Annotated in this window: 14 protein-coding genes and 2 pseudogenes; 5 read left to right on the top strand and 11 right to left on the bottom strand. The window is 41.6% G+C overall.

Annotated elements, in window-relative coordinates; genetic code table 11:
• Positions 1–13: 13 nt before the first annotated feature.
• Together nrdA and dacB are read right to left on the bottom strand one after the other, a co-directional pair.
• On the bottom strand, positions 14–2,284 hold the full coding sequence (gene nrdA, locus CFY87_RS04045) for a class 1a ribonucleoside-diphosphate reductase subunit alpha (RefSeq protein WP_094945988.1): 2,271 nt from the start codon (positions 2,282–2,284) through the stop codon (positions 14–16).
• A gap of 311 nt (positions 2,285–2,595) precedes the next feature.
• Positions 2,596–4,031: pseudogene (gene dacB / locus CFY87_RS04040) on the bottom strand (serine-type D-Ala-D-Ala carboxypeptidase).
• Positions 4,032–4,199: 168 nt separating this feature from the next.
• On the opposite strand from dacB, the gene greA reads away from it, so the two are divergent.
• Entirely contained in the window at positions 4,200–4,676 is a 477-nt protein-coding gene (gene greA, locus CFY87_RS04035; RefSeq protein ID WP_094945987.1) for a transcription elongation factor GreA, read from the top strand.
• 46 nt (positions 4,677–4,722) lie between these two features.
• Here greA and CFY87_RS04030 read toward each other — a convergent pair whose 3' ends face one another.
• The 5 genes from CFY87_RS04030 to fdnG form a co-directional block, all read right to left on the bottom strand.
• A complete protein-coding gene (locus CFY87_RS04030; RefSeq protein WP_094946105.1) occupies positions 4,723–5,535 on the bottom strand; it encodes a pyridoxal phosphatase in 813 nt (270 codons plus the stop codon).
• A gap of 109 nt (positions 5,536–5,644) precedes the next feature.
• Positions 5,645–6,568 carry a formate dehydrogenase accessory protein FdhE gene (gene fdhE, locus CFY87_RS04025; RefSeq protein WP_094945986.1) on the bottom strand — a complete coding sequence of 308 codons (924 nt, stop codon included), beginning with the start codon at positions 6,566–6,568 and terminating at the stop codon, positions 5,645–5,647.
• 156 nt (positions 6,569–6,724) lie between these two features.
• A complete protein-coding gene (locus tag CFY87_RS04020) occupies positions 6,725–7,402 on the bottom strand; it encodes a formate dehydrogenase subunit gamma (protein ID WP_094945985.1) in 678 nt (225 codons plus the stop codon).
• On the bottom strand, positions 7,399–8,301 hold the full coding sequence (fdxH, locus tag CFY87_RS04015) for a formate dehydrogenase subunit beta (RefSeq protein ID WP_094945984.1): 903 nt from the start codon (positions 8,299–8,301) through the stop codon (positions 7,399–7,401). The genes CFY87_RS04020 and fdxH overlap by 4 nt, the downstream gene beginning before the upstream one ends.
• 1 nt (position 8,302) lies before the next feature.
• Positions 8,303–11,368 (bottom strand): formate dehydrogenase-N subunit alpha, encoded by a 3,066-nt coding sequence (gene fdnG / locus CFY87_RS04010; protein ID WP_143226161.1) that lies wholly within the window; start codon positions 11,366–11,368, stop codon positions 8,303–8,305.
• A gap of 207 nt (positions 11,369–11,575) precedes the next feature.
• Here fdnG and fdhD point away from each other — a divergent pair, with 207 nt between their 5' ends.
• Positions 11,576–12,391 (top strand): formate dehydrogenase accessory sulfurtransferase FdhD, encoded by an 816-nt coding sequence (fdhD, locus tag CFY87_RS04000; RefSeq protein WP_419670244.1) that lies wholly within the window; start codon positions 11,576–11,578, stop codon positions 12,389–12,391.
• A gap of 184 nt (positions 12,392–12,575) precedes the next feature.
• Here the strand turns inward: fdhD and CFY87_RS03995 are convergent, their stop codons facing one another.
• From CFY87_RS03995 to CFY87_RS03985, 3 genes are read right to left on the bottom strand one after another with little or no spacing between them, the layout of a single operon-like run.
• Positions 12,576–12,959, bottom strand: coding sequence for a SufE family protein (locus CFY87_RS03995; protein ID WP_172539990.1), 384 nt, complete (start codon positions 12,957–12,959; stop codon positions 12,576–12,578).
• Positions 12,960–12,984: 25 nt separating this feature from the next.
• A complete protein-coding gene (locus CFY87_RS03990; protein ID WP_094946102.1) occupies positions 12,985–14,184 on the bottom strand; it encodes a cysteine desulfurase in 1,200 nt (399 codons plus the stop codon).
• A 34-nt stretch (positions 14,185–14,218) separates the two neighbouring features.
• On the bottom strand, positions 14,219–14,713 hold the full coding sequence (locus tag CFY87_RS03985) for a thermonuclease family protein (RefSeq protein WP_236757348.1): 495 nt from the start codon (positions 14,711–14,713) through the stop codon (positions 14,219–14,221).
• Positions 14,714–14,977: 264 nt separating this feature from the next.
• On the opposite strand from CFY87_RS03985, the pseudogene CFY87_RS11495 reads away from it, so the two are divergent.
• The 3 genes and pseudogenes from CFY87_RS11495 to CFY87_RS03975 all read left to right on the top strand — a co-directional run.
• Positions 14,978–15,124: pseudogene (locus CFY87_RS11495) on the top strand (CidB/LrgB family autolysis modulator); the annotation flags it as partial.
• A 26-nt stretch (positions 15,125–15,150) separates the two neighbouring features.
• Complete coding sequence (locus CFY87_RS03980) at positions 15,151–16,527, top strand: anti-phage deoxyguanosine triphosphatase (protein WP_094945980.1); 1,377 nt, start codon at positions 15,151–15,153, stop codon at positions 16,525–16,527.
• Between the two features lie 425 nt (positions 16,528–16,952).
• Complete coding sequence (locus CFY87_RS03975) at positions 16,953–19,262, top strand: TonB-dependent hemoglobin/transferrin/lactoferrin family receptor (RefSeq protein WP_094945979.1); 2,310 nt, start codon at positions 16,953–16,955, stop codon at positions 19,260–19,262.
• A gap of 306 nt (positions 19,263–19,568) precedes the next feature.
• Here the strand turns inward: CFY87_RS03975 and CFY87_RS03970 are convergent, their stop codons facing one another.
• Entirely contained in the window at positions 19,569–20,477 is a 909-nt protein-coding gene (locus CFY87_RS03970) for a LysO family transporter (protein ID WP_094945978.1), read from the bottom strand.
• Between the last annotated feature and the right edge of the window lie 51 nt (positions 20,478–20,528).

The raw sequence follows: 20,528 nt of genomic DNA, 5'->3' as shown, positions 1-20,528 counted from the left end.
AAAAGGATACCAACTAGATTTTACAAGCCCCACCGGCGCAACCGTCATCCAAATCTTCTTGCATATCTTCGGCACCGTCGCGGGTATTTTGATAATACAGGGTTTTTAAACCGTATTTATAAGCGGTTAATAAATCGCCTAATAAACGTTTCATTGGGACTTTTTCATCTTCGAAGCGTTTGGGATCGTAGTTGGTGTTGGCTGAAATCGCTTGATCCACGAATTTTTGCATAATACCGACTAGGTGTAAGTAACCGTCGTTATTTGGAATATCCCACAATAACTCATAGTTCTCACTTAAATTTTCATAATCCGGTACGACTTGTTTTAAAATACCGTCTTTAGAGGCTTTAATGCTCACATGTCCGCGTGGAGGTTCAATTCCGTTGGTCGCGTTGGAAATTTGCGACGAGGTTTCTGATGGCATAAGAGCGGTCAATGTTGAGTTACGCAAGCCGAATTCTTGAATATCTTTACGCAATGCTTCCCAATCGTAATGCAGCGGTTCTTGAGTTAGGCTGTCGATATCTTTTTTATAGGTATCGATCGGTAAAATGCCTTTGGCATAGGTGGTTTCTTGGAAATAGCGACAAGATCCCATTTCTTTGGCTAAATTCATTGAGGCTTTCAATAAATAATATTGGATAGCTTCAAAGGTACGATGGGTCAGATCGTTGGCACTGCCATCAGAATAGCGCACGCCATTTTTCGCCAAATAATACGCATAGTTGATAACGCCAATCCCCAAGGAACGACGTCCCAATGAGCTGTGTTCCGCCGCTTTTACCGGATAATCTTGATAATCCAATAACGCATCCAAGGCTCGTACTGCAAGATCGGCTAATTCTTCTAAGTCATCTAAGTGATTGATGGCGCCTAAATTGAACGCGGAAAGGGTACACAACGCAATTTCCCCGTTTTCATCATTAATATGTCTCAATGGCTTGGTTGGTAACGCAATTTCCAAACAAAGGTTTGATTGGCGTACCGGCGCAACACTCGGATCAAATGGAGAATGGGTATTACAATGATCCACGTTTTGAATATAAATTCGCCCGGTAGAAGCGCGTTCTTGCATTAATAGCGAGAATAATTCCACTGCTTTTACTGCGCGTTTGCGAATCGTCAGATCTTGCTCATATTGTAAATAAAGCTGTTCAAAACGTGCTTGATCCGCAAAGAAGGCTTCATATAATCCCGGCACATCAGATGGGCTGAATAGGGTAATATCGCCGCCTTTAATTAAGCGTTGATACATTAATTTATTTAATTGAACCCCATAATCCATGTGGCGTACACGGTTGTCTTCTACGCCGCGGTTATTTTTTAATACCAACAGACTTTCAACTTCAAGATGCCAAATTGGATAATAGATCGTTGCCGCTCCACCACGAACGCCGCCTTGTGAACAGGATTTTACTGCGGTTTGGAAGTATTTATAAAACGGAATACAGCCGGTATGGAATGCTTCGCCGCCACGAATTGGGCTGCCTAACGCGCGGATGGCACCAGCGTTCACTCCGATGCCGGCACGTTGTGAAACATATTTCACAATCGCCGAAGCGGTTGCATTAATGGAATCTAAACTGTCGCCACATTCAATTAAAACACAAGAGCTGAATTGACGAGTTGGCGTGCGTACACCTGCCATGATTGGCGTCGGCAGGGAGATTTTAAACGTCGAGGCAGCATCATAAAAACGACGCACATAATCTAAGCGAGTTTCTGTCGGATATTTAGAAAATAAACTGGCAGCAACCAATAAATATAAAAATTGTGCGGATTCGTAAATTTCACCGGTTACGCGGTTTTGAACTAAATATTTGCCCTCTAATTGCTTCACTGCGGCATAAGAGAAAGTCATATCGCGCCAATGATCTAAAAATCCATCCATGGTATCCCATTCTTCACGGGTATAATCCACCAATAGATCTTGGTCATATTTGCCCATGCGCACAAGTTTTTTTACATGATCGTATAAACGCGGCGGATCAAAATGACCATAAGCTTTTTTACGCAAATGGAAGACCGCCAAGCGCGCTGCTAAATATTGATAATCGGGAGCATCTTTACTGATCAGATCCGCTGCGGCTTTGATGATCGTTTCATGGATATCGGAGGTACGTATGCCTTCGTAGAATTGAATATGCGAACGCAATTCTACTTGCGAAACGGAGACGTTATCCAATCCTTCCGCCGCCCAAGTAATAACGCGGTGGATTTTATCTAAATCAATAGGTTCAAGTTTTCCGTCACGTTTCGTGACCATAAGTGATTTGTTCATAGATGATTTCCGATGAAATTAAACGCGATTAAGAACACAATATATAGGTATTATAGTAAATCTGGATACAAGATAATGTGTTACGAATTTAAATTCAAGTAGTAAATTTTTGTTTTCAATATTGACAGAAAATAACTTACTTATAAATAAGAAAAAATTTTTTAGGCGGCACAATGAGGTGCGAAAATTTGTGCAGTGGAGAAAATTTATGATGGTGCATTAAAAATAAAGAAAAAAGTACCGCACTTTTAGCGAGTTAAATAAGCATGTAAATGACAAAGCCGGATCTTGCTAATCCGGCTATCTTGGAGTTAATCATTATAAAGTCCATGATACAGTTGACTTTCAACTCGTACCAATGGCGCACGTTTGGTTTTGTTTTCCAATTCGCCGGTGGAATATCCGTTGATAAATTGTACAAAGGCAATTTTTTCACCGCGCGCATTCGTCATGAAGCCGGCAAGGTTATAAACGCCTTTTAATGCACCGGTTTTGGCGGTGATATTTTTCAACAGTGGCGGGTTGATCATAGATCCTCTCCCGCTTAGAGTACCGTCAACGCCGGCAACAGGGAAGGTTTCCAGCAAATGCAATTGCTCTTCATTTTTAGCGATATATTCCAATACTTGCAACATAATTTGTGGTGACATCAAATTGTGGCGAGACAAACCGGAACCGTCAGCGATAATACTGTTACCGAAACGTACGCCAACTTTGGATTGTAAAATTTGTTTCATTGCCAACATTCCTAATTGGAATGAGGCGGGACGTTTGTAATATCGGTAAGCCACGGTGCGAAATAGCGCATCGGCGATTTGGTTGTCCGATTTTTTCATCATTTTATGCAACAATTCCGGCAAGGGTTTGGATAAATGACGAGCGAGTAGTGTGCCGCTTTGCGGTTGATAAGGTTGTCTTACTTGACCGTTAAATTGGATACCTAATCGTTTAAGGTTGCGTTGAATAATTGCCGCTGCGTACGCAGCGGGATTTTGTACTGCAAAACTTAAAGCCAAAGGGTTTGCTTTGGCGAGCCAAGCAGCCTTTAAATTTGGTAACGATTATTATCATGTACCACTGCATCCAGTTGGCAATAAAGCGCTTCTTCTTTGCCGGCAACTCGGACTTGTCCAAATACTTGTACCGGATACTGCGCCGGTACATTAAATTTTACCGCTTCGCCTACTGCCTGATTGGCATCAAGCTCCACATAAAAACAGTTATTATCAATATTGACAGCTGCCGGTGGTGAATTAAAACACATGGTTAAATCATTCCAAATCCAGCCTAAACCGCGATCATGTCCGACAAAAACGGACGTATCTAATAGCAGATTGCCACTAATTTGGTTAACACCTTGCTTTTTTAATTCAGCAAATAAATGATAAAGTTGGCCGCCGGTTAAGTCCGGATCGCCGGTAAATTTGACGATTAAATCGCCATTCAAGATCCCATTTTGCACGCGACCATTGGTGAGCAGGGAAGTTTCAAATTGAAATTGATCGCCGAGTGCCAATTTGGAAGTTAACGCAGTGAATACTTTTTGCGTACTTGCCGGCAACATAAAGATGTTAGGATTGTATTCGGCAATAATGCTGTTTTGTTGTAAATTTTTGGCAACAAATCCCAAACTCGCGCCTTCTGGTAAATCGCCAATAATCGGGGTCATATCCACATTAGCAAAGGCATTGAATGTAGCCATGCTGATAAGGAGAGCAAGTTTGAATTTTGATGATAGTTTGAGCATAAAAAATAGTAACAGTTGATCTTTTCTTTGAGACGAACGATAATAGACTTGAGATGGGCGAGAGTAAATGATTTTCTCATAATTCCGGACAGATCATCATATTTGACCACGACACTTGATAATACGGGTGGCGTGGCGTTGTTGTTTTCACCAAAAAAGGATAAACAAATGAAACAAATTCCAATGACGGTACGTGGAGCGGAGCTATTAAGACAAGAATTGGATTTTTTAAAAAATACCCGTCGTCCCGAAATTATTAAAGCGATTGCTGAAGCGCGTGAACACGGTGATTTAAAAGAAAATGCCGAGTATCATGCTGCTCGCGAGCAACAAGGATTTTGCGAGGGTCGAATTCAAGAAATTGAAGGTAAATTGTCAAATAGCCAAATTATTGATGTCACTAAGTTGCAAAATAACGGAAAAGTGATTTTTGGTGCAACGGTGGTGTTGCTTAATACAGCAACTGAAGAGGAAGTGACTTACCAAATTGTTGGTGATGATGAAGCGAATATTAAAGCGGGTTTAATTTCCGTGAACTCGCCTATTGCCAGAGGTTTAGTAGGTAAGGAGGTGGATGATACAGTCAATATCGTTACACCGGGCGGTACCGTTGAGTTTGAAATTATTGAAGTTGAGTATAAATAAACGCACTGTCAAATATAAGGACGCGGAAGGCGTCCTTTTGTTTACCTTAAATATATTGCGCTAATACGTTTGCAATAGCATCTTGATCATTAGAAAGCGCGGTGATTTTTGCTTGTGTTTTGACTTCCGCTTCCGCATTTCCCATAGCAACACCTAAGCCGATTGATTTTAACATACTGATATCATTGTGATTATCGCCAAATGCGATAACATTTTGCGGTGAAATTTGCCACATGGCTAATAACTCTAATAAGCGCCCGCCTTTACTATTGCCATGATTGGCGATATCAACGCGATCTACCCAAGACCATTCACAGCTAAATTGTGAAATAGGCAATTCTGCAACCGCACTTTCCATCACTTGACGATCCGGATGGCTGATAACAAATTTCCAAATAATTTCATTTTTTTCCAAGAGTTGTTCAAAACATTCGATTTGTTGTAAATTAGGTCTAACTTGCGGTGGGCAATCTTGTACCCAGCGACTAAATTTTTCCATATGCTCATTAAGCTGTTTAAAATTCATGGCATCTCGCGAATACATTAATAGGTGGGTTTGGTATTTTTCTGCAATTTTAATGACAAGTTGTGCTTGTTCACGTGTTAGCGGATTGGCAACCGGTGTACTGTTGTGAGCGACGTCGTAAATATAGGTTCCGTTACAACAAATTATTGGCGTATCTAAACCTAATTGGTAATGGTAGGGGCGGGCGGCAGTGTGATGTCTTCCGGTGACTAAGACGACTTTGATATTTTTTGCGAGTAATTGTTGAATTGCTTGTTTACTGGAGGGAAGAATTTGCCCTTGGCTGTTTAATAAGGTTCCGTCTAAATCGAAAGCGACGACTTGATAATTTATTGATTGGCGTTCATGGTGAGTCATAGCGTTATCCTTGAATGTTGATTTTACAAAAAACTATTTCCCTTTCTTTGTACCATATATCGACAAAGGAAAGGGATATTCTACGCTATTCATTAGGAAACATAAACGGGTTTAATCCGCTGCGGAAAAACCCTTTTTCTTCCATTTCAACATCTAAGAACAGTGATGCTAAGTCGTCAGCAATCGGTTCCACATGAGGATCTTTTTCTTGATAAACGACCTTGAGATAGCTTTGGCAATCGCCACAACTTTCTGTTCTGACTGCGGCGAATTCATTGTCAATCGACCAATATTCTAATTTTCCGCTTTGTTCGCAATTGGTGCATTTTGTGCGTACCATATTCCATTCACTTTCACACAAAGAACAATGTAAATAACGCAATCCTTGTGCGCTGCCAAATTGGATCACACTGGCTGTTGGCGGCGCATGACAAATTGGACATAGATGTAAATTTTCGCCACTTTCCATTTTAGCGTTATGTGGAATTTGTTGTACTAATTGTAACCAATAAAGGGATAACGCTGCCCAAATAAAGACCGCTTTATCACTGCTAATTGTAGCAAAATCCTGTGCGAATACTGCATCTGCTAATTTTTCTAATTCTTGGACAGAGGCTTTTTCCAGCCATTCAATGGTGGAGAGGGTTTCTTCATTCACTCTGTCTTTTAGTTGTGCAAGCAAGCGCAACAAAATATTGCGCCATGCTTCTGTGCGCTGCCAATTTTTGGTATGTAATGGATTTTTTTCCAAGGATTGTTTTGATTTAACGATTTCCGCCAAGATCGGATCCTTGGCTAGCGGATATTGTTCTAAAACTGCCAGTTGCGCTTCAGTCACTTGGGAAGCAAATAATAGATAATCTGCTAACGGGTGACTTTCTGCTAATTGTCTTAATCTTTTTGCTCGACGTTGGTAGAGATTTTTAGGGTTGGAAAATAATAGCGGAGACTGATGATAAGAACTTGCCGGCTGCTGAATTTCATTTTCAGGAAGAATTTTAATACTCATAAAAGATATCCATAGTTATCATTGTGATTTAATGCCGAAATACTCATGGTGATTACTGATAAGTATTTTGGCATTAATTAAAAGTGCGGTAATTTTTACCGCACTTTTAGCTCTTGCATACTAGTTATTCCGTTTCACTATTATGCATAATAGCGATTATTCGCTTTCGCTTTTTTTCGCTTCTTGCTCCAGTTTTGGCAGCACTTCTTCACGGAACCAACGCGGGTGATGTTTTTTCGCCCAACGAACTGTTACCCACCCCTCGATCATGCCACGAATGGAACCTTTGACCCAAAATGCCATGTACATATGTACCAAAATACCGGTAAAGAGTAAGAAAGCACAGGTAGAATGAAGCAAAATTGCAATTCGAATGACCGGAATTGGGAAATTATGCGAGAAATATTGTCTCCACATAATCACACCGGTTACTAATAATAGGAGCATTGAAAGCATCAATGTCCAGAATAACAATTTTTGTCCCAAGTTGTATTTACCATTGTCGGAAACCGCATGCTCATTACCTTTTAATACCTCTTTGATATTTTTTAGCCATATCCAGTCATTTTTTTCCGGGATATTATGACGCCAATAAATACGTGCGAGGTTAATAAAGGCAAAGAACATGATAATTCCCATGAATGGGTGTACAAAACGTGCTAATTGCGGTGTTCCTAAGATCTCCACTAACCAAGAAAAATCAGGGAAGAAGAATGCTACACCGGAAAGCCCGGTTGCCGCAAAACAGATAACCAATAACCAGTGGCTAAGACGTGCAGGCGTTTTATGACGAATAATTTTTTGATCATTGTTGATCTTTAATTTATCGCTCATTTTTCACCCCCGTTGTATTCTTCATCTTCCTCGTGATCGAGTTCTTCGGTATTTGGACCCACGGTGAGATAGTGAGCCACTGCACTTAATACCAACCCCCCCATTGCAACTGCTGCCGCAGGTTTGAGAATATCTTTCCAAAGCACGATGGTTGGGTCAATTGTCGGATCTTTCGGCAAGCCGGAGTAGAGTTCCGGTTTATCTGCATGGTGCAATACATACATGACGTGCGTACCGCCTACGCCTTCCGGATCGTAAAGCCCGGCATTTTTGTAGCCGCGAGATTTCAAATCTTCAATACGTTTTGAAGCGTATTCTTTCATCTCTTCTTTGCTACCGAAACGAATAGCACCGGTTGGGCAAGTTTTTACACAAGCCGGTTCTTGACCTACGGTGACACGATCTACACAAAGAGTACATTTGTACACTCGATTATCTTCCGGGTTCATCCGTGGAATATTAAACGGACAGCCGGCGATACAGTAACCGCATCCGATACATTTATCGGATTGGAAGTCAACAATACCGTTAGCATACTGAATAATTGCGCCCGGTGACGGACAAGATTTTAAACAGCCCGGTTCGGTACAGTGCATACAACCGTCTTTACGAATTAACCATTCCAAACGCTCATTTTCTTCAACTTCGTTGAATTTCATGACTGTCCATGCTTTGGCATTTAAATCGATCGGGTTGTCGTAGACACCGGTACAATTTCCCGGTTCTGCACGTAAGTCATTCCATTCTGAACAGCCTATCTGACAAGCTTTACAACCGATACAGGTGGTAACATCAATCAGCTTTGCCACTTCAACTTGATGAGCACGTGCTTGTGGTTGCGGCGTTAAAAATGAGGTCGCAGAGGCTTTAATAATATTTTGTGATTGAACGGAACCCATGTTATGCCCCCACTTTCTCAATATTTACTAACATACATTTAGATTCCGGTGTTAACGTATTTGCATCACCGGCACGTACAGTTAAGTTATTGGCAAAATAACCTTTTTTCGCGCCCGTTGTGGTAGCAAAACCCCAGTGGATTGGAATACCAATCGTATGGATCGGTTTACCGTCAGACAGTAACGAGCGGATACGTTTAGTCACAACCGCCACGCCTTTAATGTAGCCACGTTTAGAGCTGACTTTTACCATGTCGCCATGATTGATGCCTTTTTCTTTAGCCAAATCTTCGCCCACTTCAACGAATTGCTCCGGTTGCGCAATTACGTTAAGTAAGACGTTTTTGGTCCAGTAGTGGAAGTGTTCAGTTAAGCGATAAGTGGTTGCCACATATGGGAATTCATCGGTTGTACCCAAATCCGCTTTGTCACTTTCAAATACACGCGCTACCGGACTGGAAACCACGTTTGGATGTAACGGATTAGTGCCGATCGGCGTTTCAATCGGTTCATAGTGTTCAGGGAAAGGACCATCAACCATACGATCACGAACAAATAAGCCGCTTACACCATCCGGTTGCATGATATAAGGCATTGTTGGGCTATTTGGCGGCGCGGTGGTAAAATCTGCAACATCTACATAGTTCCAGTTAGAGCCGTTCCATTTCACCAATTGACGTTTCGGGTTCCAAGGATTGCCCGCTAAGTCAGCTGATGCACGGTTATAAATAATACGACGGTTCATTGGCCATGCGAATGCCCAGCCTAGGGTATTTCCTAAGTTTGACGGATCGGAATTATCACGGTTTACCATTTGGTTACCTTTTTCTGTCCATTGACCGGTATAAATCCAGCAAGAACCGGAAGTGGTACCATCAGCGCGCATTTGCGCAAAGCCGGAAAGTAATTGACCTTTTTTCAACACTACATTACCGTTGGCGTCAAGTAAATCTTCCAAGGCATAACCATTGATTTCTTTGGCAATTTCTTCCGCTTTCGGTTCAAGTGGATTTTTATAATTCCATGCCATTGCTTCTAACGGTTCAAGTGGCGCTTTGCCGCCTTCTTTGTGGTAAAGCTCAATTAATGCCGCACGAAGCTCGGAAAGAATTTCACCGTCGGTTTTCGCTTCACTGGGCGGCTCAGCGCCTTTCCAGTGCCATTGCAACCATCGACCGGAGTTCGCAATTGACCCCTCTTCTTCCACAAAGCAGGTGGTTGGTAAACGGAATACTTCGGTTTGAATTTCTTCCGATTTAACATCGTTATACTCACCGTGATTTTTCCAGAATTCGGAGGTATCCGTAATCAACGGATCGAAAATCACTAAGTATTTTAATTTACTTAATGCTTTGATAATTTTTTGTGAATTTGGATAAGAGGCAACGGGATTCATTCCTTGACAGAAGAAACCGTTAACTTTGCCTTGATACATATTTTCGATGTATGACAGCTGATCCATACCGCCTTTTGGTAATTTCGGCAGGAATTGATAGCCAAATTCATTGTCTTTCGTTGCTTTATCACCATAGAATGATTTCAACATACTGACCACAAACTTCGGTGTATTACCCCAATAGTTAACTTGGTCTTTCAGCATTTGTTTTGGTGTAATGCGCGCTAAGAAAGACTCTAATGAAGTATCATTTTCGCTTGGCAACGGAATATATGCGGGTAAACGATTAGGGAATAAACCTAGGTCGGTAATCCCTTGTACGTTAGAATGTCCACGTAATGCATTGACACCACCGCCAGAGACTCCAATGTTACCTAATAACAATTGGATCATTGCCATGGTGCGAATATTTTGTGAACCTACAGTATGTTGTGTCCAACCTAAGGCATATAAGAAGGTTGCCGCTTTTTCTGGCGCTGAAGTTTTTGCTACTTCTTCACAGAAAATTTGGAAATCTTTTTGCGGTGTACCGGTGATACGTTCTACCATTTCAGGGGTATAACGCTCCACGTGCACTCTTAACATATTCAATACGCAACGAGGATCTTGTAAGGTCATATCACGTTTCGGTTGACCTTCTTCGTCGAATTGGTAACTCCAAGTAGAACGATCGTAAGTTCGTTTTTCCGGATCATAGCCGGAGAACAACCCGTCTTCAAATTTGAAGTTTTCGTTTACCAAGAATGTTGCGTTGGTATAGTGTTTTACATATTCGTGTTGAATTTTATCGTTTTTCAATAAATAACGAATAACGCCGGAAAGAAAAGCAATATCCGTGCCTGAACGAATAGGCATATAATGATCCGCAACTGCCGCAGAACGATTAAAGCGCGGGTCAACAACCATTAATTTCGCACCGTTTTGTTTTTTCGCTTCAATTGCCCAACGGAAACCCACAGGGTGAGCTTCAGCGGCATTACCGCCCATTACAATAACTAAGTCGGAGTTTTTAATATCAACCCAGTGATTTGTCATAGCACCGCGACCAAATGATGGAGCAAGACTTGCTACCGTCGGTCCGTGTCAGATACTCGCTTGGTTATCGGTAAAAACAATGCCGAGCGCACGTACGAATTTTTGTGTTAAAAGTCCCGTTTCATTACTGCAGGCGGAACCCGCCAAGAAACCGGCAGTTAGCCATTGGTTGACTTCTGTACCTTGCTGATTGTGGGTAATAAAATTTGTATCACGGTCGTCTTTCATATGACGTGCGATACGCTCAATCGCTTCATGCCAAGAAATACGTTTCCATTCATTAGAACCCGCTTCTCGCACTTCCGGATAGCGGACTCGACGATCACTGTTGACATAATCCAAGGCGCCGGCGCCTTTAGGGCAGAGCGCACCGCGACTGACAGGATGATCCGGGTCACCCTCGATATGAATAAGTTTACCTTTTGAATTTAATGAACCGTCGCCTAGGCTATAAAGTAGCATACCACAGCCTACAGCACAGTAAGTACAGGTGTTGCGTGTTTCTTTGGCACGTAATAATTTATATTCGCGTGGTGCCGCTAATGCCGTTGCCGGAGAAAAACCCAACATCGCAGCAGAAGTTCCCGCCATACCGCCTGCACAGATCTTAAAGAATTTTCTTCTACTGACCTGCATAGAAATACTCCTTAAATCAACAACTATTTATTGTGTTGATCACATTGTAGTAGTAAATTTAGATTCGTTTATGTTTAGAAAAGTTAGTGTTGATAATATAGATTGTTATCAAATTGTATTACAATTCTCCCCTCTATAAATCCTGTATAGGATAAACTTTTTTAGGGGCTAAATCTATAACCAATATGAAAAATAAGGGGAAAGACTTTGATCTCTGTCATAAAAGCAGGAAGTTTTTTTTACAAAAAATTAACAGCCTTGCAAAATGAAAAAACGCCGGTATTGACACCGGTTGAAGAAATGTTGGCCTGCGAAATTCCGGTAGCGTTGGTGTATAACGGAATTGCGCATACTGTCATGATGTGTTCGCCGCAAGATTTAGAAGATTTTGCTCTCGGTTTTTCCTTGACCGAAGGGATTATTGAACATCCCAATGAAATTTATGGTGTGGATATTGTTGAAGTGTGTCATGGGATTGAGGTTCAAATCGAATTGGCAACCCGTTGTTTTGTCAAACTAAAAGAACGCCGACGAACCTTAACCGGTCGCACCGGTTGTGGGATTTGCGGATCGGAACAATTAGATCAAGTGACCCGAAATTTGCCAACTTTAGACCGCACTTTGCAGGTAAATTTGGATAAATTAAATGCTTGTTTGCAGAAATTGCAAGCGGCGCAAGTTTTGGGCAAACAAGTGGGTTCAACTCATGCCGCTGCCTTTTTTGATCCGCAAGGACAGCTACTCGCAATTCGAGAAGATGTCGGGCGACATGTGGCATTGGATAAATTATTAGGCTGGCACGCGCGACATGGTAAACCGCAAGGATTTGTGTATGTTACCAGCCGAGCCGGTTATGAAATGGTGCAAAAAACCGTCGGTTGTGGCATTGAAATGCTCGTGGCTATTTCTGCGGCGACAGATTTTGCAGTTAACATGGCAGCCAAACATCAATTAACCTTACTGGGTTTTGCTCGTCAAGATAAAGCCACGGTTTATTGCGGAAAAGAGCGGTTAATTTTTTAATCGTTTTCGGATAAATCGGTTGACTTTAATTTACGGTCAAGATGTAGACAAAAATTCGTTAAACCCTCCACTATCGCTTTGCTTATTCGGTTGCGGAAAAGAGGTATAAAAAACGCTATTTTCATCACGGATACCGTAGTGAGCAATGCCAATCGGTTGTTGAAATTTAAAGTAAATCAATAAATTAAAGTTCGTGTAGCATTTTTTCGATTTGTTTTAAACCGTTTAATCGGGTGCTACTTAAACGTTGTGCGATACCAAGTTGGCTAAAATAGGCGGTTAAGTCAAATTGGTGCAATTGTGCAACGTTTTTATTTTCAATTTCTTGCAGCAAAAGCCACAGCAGCCCGTTGATAATACGGGCTTCGCTATAAGCGGTAAAGTGAAAAGTGCGGTCGTTTTTGGCGTCGATTTTAAACCATACTTTTGCTTCGCAACCTTGTAATAAGGGCATTTGCGCCAATTGCGCATCACTCGGTACAGGTAGTTGTTTTCCGCACTGAATGATCAAACGATAGCGGTCTTCCCACTGTTTTGCTTGTTGTAAGCGGTTTTTGATGTCTTGCATATCCATTTTTATCAATCTATTTTTATTAGTCCGCTTGCAATAATGCCAGACTGTTGTCCAAGGCGGCAAAAAAGGCGGCTACATCTTGTTCCGTATTATAAGGCGCAAAGGATAAACGCAGGGTGGAGGATTGCCCTAAACGTGCCAAATAAGGTTGGGCACAATGTTCGCCGCTGCGCAGCGCAATATTTTGCTCCGCAAGCAAGGTCGCTAAATCGGAGGTGGCAATATCGCTAAAAATAAAACTGACAATGGAACTTGGCTGCGGCGATAAAAAAAGTTGGCAATTTGAGTAATTTTTTAACCGCACTTTGACTTGTTCGGCAAGTTGTACCGCGTGGCGTTCCGCTTGTGCTAAATCCCATTGTTGCAGCCATGCCAAGCAGGCGTTAAAGCCGATTACCGCGGCGATATTGGGTGTGCCGGCTTCTAAGCGATAAGGCAAGTCGGTGAAGGTAATTTGGTTTTTTGATACCCTATTAACCATTTTGCCGCCAAAAAACAGTGGGCGAAGTTGCGAAAGTGCGGTTATTTTTCCGCTTAAAATGCCCAATCCGTTGGGACCGTATAATTTATGGGCGGAAAAAGCGAGAAAATCGGCGTCCAGTTGGGAGAGATCAATGGCAATGTGGCTAATCGCTTGCGCCGCATCGACTAATACCAAGGCTTGACTATGTTGGCGGATCAGATGAATTAGGCGGGCGACGGGTTGTTCGGTACCGGTTACATTGGAGACAAAATTAAGCGCAACCAATTTAGTGTTGGCATTGAGGGTGTTTAATAAGGCTTGTGCATCAATTAACCAATCATCAGAGATTGGTAGTACATGAATTTTCGCGCCACGTTGACGGGCAATTTCGTGCCAAGTGACAAAATTGGCATGGTGATCCGCTTCGCTGATAATAATTTCATCTTGTGGGCTAAAAGATAATCCATGTGCGACAAGATTGATGCTGTGAGTGGTGCCGGCGGTCCAGATAATCGCTTGTGGTGAGGAGGCATGAATAAATTGCGCTGCCCGAACGCGCGCTTGTTCATAAAGTGCGGTCTGTTTTTCGTCATATTGACTGCGATGTACCGATCCTGCCGATTGATAAAAATCGCAAGTAGCTTCAATTAAGGCGGCAGGTTTTAAGGCGGTGGCGGCGCTGTCTAAATAGACCGCGGCGTCCGTTTGTTGAAAATAGGGAAATTGTTGACGAAATAAGAAGGCATTAAAGTCCATCATGTATGCTTTTCCTTGTTAAATCCACATAAGATTAATGTTTATGACGTTTTTGTTTACGCCAAAGGTGTGGGGCAATTGGATGCGGATCTTGCCAAAGACCTCTTTTTTGGCGCTGTGCTTGTTGTTGCGCTTGTAGGTAGCGAGGATCTTGCACATATTGTGCATACGCCCAAGCCATGCCCAGTTGTACCATCTGTAAATTAATATTGTGCCCAGATTTGTTATAAACAGTCGCTAACGCACGTTGATAGCGATCGTAACCGGAAATGGCGAGTAGCACCACTTTTTTATGCACCAGTGATGCCAAGGTTTGACGGGCACGTTGTCCGAAAGGTTGCATTTTTTCAGGCGCATCAATTTCGCTCAGGCGCACTTTAAGGGATTTATTTGTACGAAGCAGGCAGGTTAACGTGTCCCCATCTGTAATGGAGATAACCCGACAAGTGACTTTACGGACCGCCTTGTGCTCAGCTTTATGTTTGGTTTTATATCCTGTGGCGGTCGCTGTCGGTAAATATAAAAACAATAAGATCAATACTATGTAATATTTTTTTAACATTATGTTTAAGTTAAATGAAGTTTCATTTATTGTACCGAAAAAAACGCCACAACACGATCGAAATACGAGTAAAATAAACTCGCATTTTTTCAAAAATAATTGAGTGAACTGATGTTGCAAAAAACGGTTCAATTAGAAGGTTCATTCGCCATTCTTTATTCGAGACTTTATTGCCAAAATCCGTAACAATTCCGATTGCAATGGCAATATCGGATTATCTATGAGCGTAATGTCCCCTCGCTTTTTGGAACCGTAAGTTGCATGGAAAATGATCAACGCGCCGATAGTTACAGTTCAATTTCCTTGGTATTATATGGTATTATCAGTTCATTATTGACGCCTTTGGTATTTTATTTGGTGTATATGCTGATGAATTAGGAGGCAAAATTTAACGGACGGTGACAATGGTGCGCGCGAAAACTCAACTTAATCCTCTTCAAATTAATCCCTTATGGCAGGCTCGTTTTTTGGAAGATAAACCGCGAGAGAAAGATCATCGTCCACCATTTTCCCGTGATCGCGGTAGAATTTTGCATTCCGCCGCTTTTCGTTGCTTACAGGCAAAAACGCAAATTCATGCGGTAGGAGAGAATGATTTTTATCGCACGCGCTTAACTCATTCCTTGGAGGTCGCCCAAATTGGCAGCAGTTTAGTGTCGCAATTGCGTTTTATTGATGCCTTTGAGCATTTATCGCATCAATTGCAAATGGATAAAAGCGAATTACAAAAACAGCTAAAACCTTTGCTGCCAAGCAATGATTTGATTGAAAGCTTATGTTTTGCCCATGATATCGGACATCCGCCATTTGGACACGGTGGCGAGATTGCCTTAAATTATATGATGCGTCACCATGGCGGTTTTGAGGGGAATGCACAAACTTTTCGGCTGTTAACCAAACTGGAACCTTATACTCCGCAATCCGGCATGAATTTAACGCGCCGAACACTGCTCGGTATTGTTAAATATCCCACTATTTTAGATATTGCCTCTCCGCAGTATGGAGAATTCACTTTGGCGGGTAATGCCGATCCTCGTTATATAAAAATTGCCGATTGGAGACCGGGGAAAGGTTTATTTCGCGACGATTTGGCAATGTTTGATTGGTTATTATCACCATTAGATGACGCCGATCGCGCGCTATTCGGGCAATTTAAACAAGCACGCCAACAACCCGCAGACAGTTTAAAAACGCGCTTTAAATCCCTTGATTGCAGTATTATGGAGTTGGCGGATGATATTGCTTATGGTGTGCATGATTTAGAAGATGCTATTATGGTTGGCGTTGTGCATCAACAACAATGGCAGCAGGCATTACAAGAATTGAAAAACTGCCAATCGGAATGGATTCAAAAAAATATTGAGCTTATCAGCCAGAAATTATTTTCCGAATGGCATTACGAACGAAAAAATGCTATCGGCGCGCTGGTCAATTATTTTATCACTAATGTCCACTGGACGATTACCGCTGATTTTCACGAACCGCTCTTACGTTACAACGCGGAACTGCCAAGGGAAGTTATTGACGTTTTAACCGTATTTAAAAAATTTGTTTGGCAGTATGTGATTCGGGATGTGGATACGCAACGGATTGAATACAAAGGTCAACGCATTTTAACTGAAATGTTTCAAGTATTTGAAAGTGACCCGCAACGCCTCCTCCCTCGCAACACGGTCAAACGCTGGGAAAATGCTGCCCCGGAAGGAAAAAAACGTGTTATTTGTGACTATATCGCCGGAATGTCGGATGCTTATGCATTAAAGGTTTATCATCAGTTTTAATTCCTTCAAGTCGGCTCAGTTACTGATTAAAAGGAATAACTGATTGGATGGTATTATGTTGATTTATTGCCTTGTGAACAAAAATAACAACAGTGTGAATGATTTTTCTATTGAAGTAATTAAAGCGCGATATTTCATTATACCGGAAATTTCGCCTTTCACCGTTGCAATAAATTGTGATAAAAACAAATCAAGAGAAACCTAACCGTTGATTCTGCCTTATTTTTAGCGCTTTTTCATTTATGAACATAACGTACTTCAATGAAGTATAGAGATGTTAAAAAAGGGAGGAATAAAATCTAAATTGTTATTTAGATGATCTTGCTTTTCCGTCAAATTTTTCTTTGTATAAGGAATGATTAAAACTTCATTTTTAGGTATAATAATCGTTCTCATTTACTTTTATAAAATAGAGGAGGTTTATTTTGAAATTTAAATATTGCGTTATTACCAATCGATTATTCCTTTCGGGCTGTTTGATGTTTCCTACATTAAGTCTTGCGAATTCGGTTTCAACACAAGCAACGTCAAATAAAGTGACTGATTTGGGTGAAATTTCCGTTGTTGCAACGGATGTTCAGCCTATTTTTTCTTCTACCCAATCGTCAGAACAATTACGTAAAAATATGGTATCTAATGAGCGTGATTTATTTCGCCATGAGGTAGGAATTGGGGTGCCTGAAGCTGGTAGATCCGGCAGTAACGGGTTTGCTATCCGTGGTGTGGATAAAGATCGTGTGGCGGTCATCGTTGATGGAATACCGCAGGCGGAATCAACGATGTCAACTTCCGCACGGTATTCCACCGAACGTCATAATGGCAATATTAATAATATAGAGTACGAAAATATTAGTTCGGTAAGTGTGCAAAAAGGGGCGGATTCCGTGATGTACGGTAGTGGTGCCTTGGGGGGGGCTGTGGTGTTTACCACGAAAGAGATTGAGGATTTTGTCGATCCGGACCGCACTTTCGGCTTTTTATCCAAAACAGGCTATACCTCAAAAAACAGAGAATGGCGTGAAGTCATCGGGGGAGGGGTAAAAGGGGAACACTTCTTTGGCTTTGCTCAACTCACCAAACGCTGGGGACACGAAACCGTTAACAACGGTAAAGGTGCAGATATTCTTGGGGAACATCGCGGTAAACCTAATCCGCTCAATTATTATACTACATCGTGGTTAAGTAAAGTCGGTTATGATATTAATAACACGCATCGTTTTACGTTATTTTACGAAGATCGCAATGAAAAGAAATTTACTGAAGAAAAAACATTAGGGCTTAGTGATGCCGATCGTTTTGCCAATGATAGTACTCCTTATCGACGTTATGGCATTGAATATCGGTATAATGGATTATCTTGGTTGGAAACGGCTAAACTTTTTTTTGCAAGACAGAAAATCGAACAGCTTTCCGACCTTAACGAGTTTAACAAAAATAAACCCGAGAAGTTAGACGCATTTTTATCGCTTCGCTATTTACAAAGACAGGATATTGTTCAGGGGGATTTTTCAACGCGTCCTTTACAATTGGGACCGACTCATCATCGCTTATCTGCAAAGATTGAGTTTCGGGATAAGTTCCTAGAAAATACGAATAAACATATTACGTTTCGGGCGTGGCAAATAGAAAAATTTAAAAGAGAAGGGCGGGATAATTATACTGAAATTGTTCCGGTAAAATCCCGTGTGATGTCCATATCGTTGTTGGATGAAATTGCCTTAACCGATGCCTTGAAAGCTACTATCGGTGGGCGTTATGATCGCTATGATTATGATCCCCAAAGACAGGAAAAACAAAAAGTTAACGGTGCTATTGTCAACTTCCCTCAAAGAAAGTTATCCCATCTTTCGTGGCAACTGGGTGTAGAGTATCAGTTACACCCCTCTCATCAAATTGGGTATCGCCTCAGTACGGGTTTTCGCGTTCCTCGTGCTGAAGAGTTATATTTTGTAAGCCGCTCTGAAGGTGCCGATATTGAGTATATTCCGAATCCGCTTTTGCAACCGGAGACTGCGTTGAATCATGAGTTAAGTTACCGTTTCCAAAACCAATATGCCCATTTTAGCGTCGGGCTTTTCCGTACGCGTTATCATAACTTTATTCAAGAGCGTGAAAGATGCAAACCAAATCCATACTGGAATCCGGATCCTACGAAAAGTTATGGGAGCGAGTGTTTGCATAAGTCATTGGTTCAGTTTGTTAATGAACCTGAAGCCGTGATTAAAGGAATTGAGATAGGCGGCGCCATTAATGGTTCTGTATTCGGGCTTTCCGACGGTTTAACGTTCCGTCTCAAAGGAAGCTATAGCAAAGGGAAAAATCATGACGGCGATCCGTTAAAATCCATTCAACCTTGGACAGTGGTCGGGGGAATTGATTACGAAACCGAGCGATGGAGCGTGAGTTTAACCGGACGCTATAGTGCGGCTAAAAAAGCCAAAGATGCGATAGAAACGGAATACACATATGATAAAAAGTTTGTCAAACAATGGCCGCATTTAAGTCCTTCCTACTTCGTGGTAGATTTAACGGGGCAAGTCAATCTTAGCAAAAACGTTATTTTGAATCTGGGGGTGTTTAACCTGTTTAATCGTGATTATATGACGTGGGACAGTGCTTATAACTTGTTTACCCGAGGGTATACTTCCCGCTCTGTGAGTCGTAACAGCCCAGGTATTAATCGTTTTACTGCACCGAAACGTAATTTTGCCGCCTCGGTGGAAATTCGTTTTTAGTGTAACCTGATTTATTTTGTCAATACTGTGTTTTTTTATGGAAAGATAAAACGATCTGCGTAAAGCAGATCGTTTTTAATGTAAATTAATCAAATAAGGCATCAATTTGTGATTTTGCACTGTTTTGTGCGTTCAAAACGGCTTCTTCACCTAATCCAATTCTTTCGGTATAAACAAAATTGATGTGATTGACGATGTGCAATAATATCAGTTGAACTTGTCGGGATTGTACCGGTAACAGTAACTTTTTTATTATTGTTGGCAGCCTCGTTCTTTAGGTTGGAAGCTCTAATAAAGTAATCGCGTTTAAATCGGAATAGATGAAAAAAATACTAATAAAATAGGCGGTAAGATATTGGTGACGAATCCAAAACTGATAGCAAATGGGACAACTTCGATGCCGCCGGCGCGTTGAATAATCGGCAGCGTGCAATCTAAGGCGGTAGCGCCGGTGATACCTACTGCGGTGGAGCGGTGATTTAGCATAAAAAGCGGGATAATAAAGAGGCTGACAATTTCGCGCGAGAGATCGTTAAAAAAAGCAATACTGCCAAAAACTGCTCCCCAAGCTTCGTTGATGACGACGCTGGATAAAGAATACCAGCCGAACCCGGAAGAGATGGCAAGCCCTTGTGTGATCGGCAATTTGAGGATGAGAGCGCTTAAGATACCGCCGATTAATGATGTCAAAACAAAGATAACGCCCGTTGCGATACCGCGTTTGTTAAATAGCACTTCGCGTAAGGAAATACCGTTGTTGCGCAATTGTAAGCCGACCAAAAAAATTAAAATAACGAGGGCATATGTGCTGATTCCGAAGGGGAATGCCAGCCAACCTTTGGCGAAAAAGCCGACGATAAAACCGATAAATACCATAGAGCATAATTTGAAACTGTCTAATAACATTTTCCAACGCGGAGGAATATTTTGTCCGGTATTCGCTAAGGGCGCCGGTGAGAGACGATCGTAGGCGATTAAGCCGATAATATTTAAGCCTTGAGTGAGTAATGCAAATGTTAATGCAGAAGTTGCAATAACCGGCAGTTGGATTGCCAAATCATCAAGTTGTCCGAGGGAAAAACCCATGAGTAATAAAATCACATAAACTAGGAACATAGAAATTTTAGCGGCAATATGCAAAAGTGCGGTGTTTTTTGTCTTAATTAAATAACCGAGAAACATAGGACCTAAGATAGTCAATAATCCTTCCAACATGATCTGTTTTTTCGCTTTAAAGTTAATATTGTTATATGGTACTTTAGGATA

Origin of the sequence: Actinobacillus seminis (assembly GCF_002263215.1) — a bacterium.
GTDB lineage: Bacteria > Pseudomonadota > Gammaproteobacteria > Enterobacterales > Pasteurellaceae > Actinobacillus_B > Actinobacillus_B seminis.
The sequence above is the reverse complement of the archived record's forward strand: the minus strand, read 5'-3'. Positions and strand labels throughout refer to the sequence as shown.

Bases quoted from the DNA above. Each gene is read 5' to 3' on its own strand.
- CFY87_RS03995 (WP_172539990.1), bottom strand. From the start codon at position 12,959: ATGCAAGACATCAAAAACCGCTTACAACAAGCAAAACAGTGGGAAGAC.
- nrdA (WP_094945988.1), bottom strand. From the start codon at position 2,284: ATGAACAAATCACTTATGGTCACGAAACGTGACGGAAAACTTGAACCT.
- CFY87_RS03990 (WP_094946102.1), bottom strand. From the start codon at position 14,184: ATGGACTTTAATGCCTTCTTATTTCGTCAACAATTTCCCTATTTTCAA.
- fdxH (WP_094945984.1), bottom strand. From the start codon at position 8,301: ATGGGTTCCGTTCAATCACAAAATATTATTAAAGCCTCTGCGACCTCA.
- greA (WP_094945987.1), top strand. From the start codon at position 4,200: ATGAAACAAATTCCAATGACGGTACGTGGAGCGGAGCTATTAAGACAA.
- fdhE (WP_094945986.1), bottom strand. From the start codon at position 6,568: ATGAGTATTAAAATTCTTCCTGAAAATGAAATTCAGCAGCCGGCAAGT.
- CFY87_RS04020 (WP_094945985.1), bottom strand. From the start codon at position 7,402: ATGAGCGATAAATTAAAGATCAACAATGATCAAAAAATTATTCGTCAT.
- CFY87_RS03970 (WP_094945978.1), bottom strand. From the start codon at position 20,477: ATGTTGGAAGGATTATTGACTATCTTAGGTCCTATGTTTCTCGGTTAT.
- CFY87_RS03980 (WP_094945980.1), top strand. From the start codon at position 15,151: ATGGTGCGCGCGAAAACTCAACTTAATCCTCTTCAAATTAATCCCTTA.